General features: G+C 40.4%; 1 protein-coding gene. It reads right to left on the bottom strand.

Going from position 1 to position 1,510, the window contains the following annotated elements; all coding sequences use genetic code 11:
- Positions 1-77: 77 nt before the first annotated feature.
- A complete protein-coding gene (locus ACN0IC_RS15380; RefSeq protein WP_416879631.1) occupies positions 78-437 on the bottom strand; it encodes a hypothetical protein in 360 nt (119 codons plus the stop codon).
- Between the last annotated feature and the right edge of the window lie 1,073 nt (positions 438-1,510).

Raw genomic sequence — 1,510 nt, 5'->3', positions numbered from 1 at the left:
TTACCTGTTTGGAAGAAAACAATTAGTCATGGGGGGGTGGGGTGGGTTTTCCCCCAAAAACAGTGGTTATTTAGGATTTATTGTTTGAAACTCCAACTTACCCCTCCAATTTTGGACCTTTTTAGAAGACAATAGTGATTCACAGAAAATAATTGAAAATAAAAGAAAAGAATAGAAAATATAATCGATCCAAAATAAGCATCCCAAAATCGATCGATTAATCGATCGTCTATACTGGACACAAAGTTAACCAGGTGCTGCTCTTCCTTCAACCACTGGACCATCGCCATCTTGCTGGCGAGGTCCGCAGCCCTGGGACCAACCACCTCCTGCTCCCGCTCCCTCAGTCCCATAATTGGCCCTTTGCCGAGCATGTTGAAGTCTTCATCCGTCAAAACTTCCTGTGTAATGAAATCACCAGAGTTGACTGACAACACAAAAGTATCTCTTTTCAATGAAGTTCATAATCCGCTCCAGTCCTGCTCCTGCCTGTATGACTGGGAAAACAGCAAAGATGGACCTTATTCGTTAACTTTATAAAGTTCCTGATTTAAGGCGAGGATTCCCCCACAGTCTCGTCCACAGGAATCTGGACAGTATGACCCACAGCTTCCTTTAAATCCCAGAGTTCTTTCGGGCAGGAGGGGCCACAGCAGGAGGAGGGTTGTCAGCAGATATGTTGATCACTTTGCTCCTCTTGAGTGTAGTCTGTCAGATCCAGGGGTCCCACATACTGCTGCAGCTTCCTGCACACATATATGAATAATAAACAGTAAAACAATTATTTGAGTTAAGTACTAAGTGCACTCGGCAACCGTGTGATGTAGGGGTGATCGAAAATCGAATTGACGATATCAGAACTTGATTACCGAGGTTTTGTCAAGATCACAAAATTGAAAAAATAATGTATCTTCCAATAATCGATCCTCCAATAACCGAATCGATAATCGATCCAGCGAGCAATCCAAGTGACCCACCTCATTTTTGACCTTTTTGGAAGAAAACACTGAGTCATGGGGGGGTGGGGTTGGGATTTTCCCCAAAAACAGTGGTTATTGATGGTTTTTTGTTAAAACTCCAACTGACCCCTCAAATTTGTGACGTTTTTTGAAGAAAATAATGAGTCACAGAAAATGATGGAAAATAACAGCAAATAACCGATAATGGAATCGATCGACAAGAATCGTCCGAAAATTGATCGATTAATCGATCGTCTAAAAGTCATGGGATATAATCAGATTTAACTAAATTTTAGGCAAATTAGACCCCATAACCCCCTAAATCAACGTTTTTCAGCAGAAGACACTATTTTTTACCCACAAACATGACGCAATAGTACTTTTAGAAACTGAAAAAATGGCCAAATTGTACGGTTTCCAATATCTCTTTATATAATCGGATATCATCAAATTTAACAACATTTTTGGCAAAGTAGACCCCATAACCCAATAAATCTTCGTTTTTCAGCATAAGACGGCACTTTTTACCCACAAACATGACAAAATTCTAC

The organism is Litorimonas sp. (genome assembly GCA_029936425.1).
GTDB lineage: Bacteria > Pseudomonadota > Alphaproteobacteria > Caulobacterales > Maricaulaceae > Litorimonas.
Note: the sequence above shows the minus strand (reverse complement) of the source record. Positions and strands in the feature narration are given on the sequence as shown.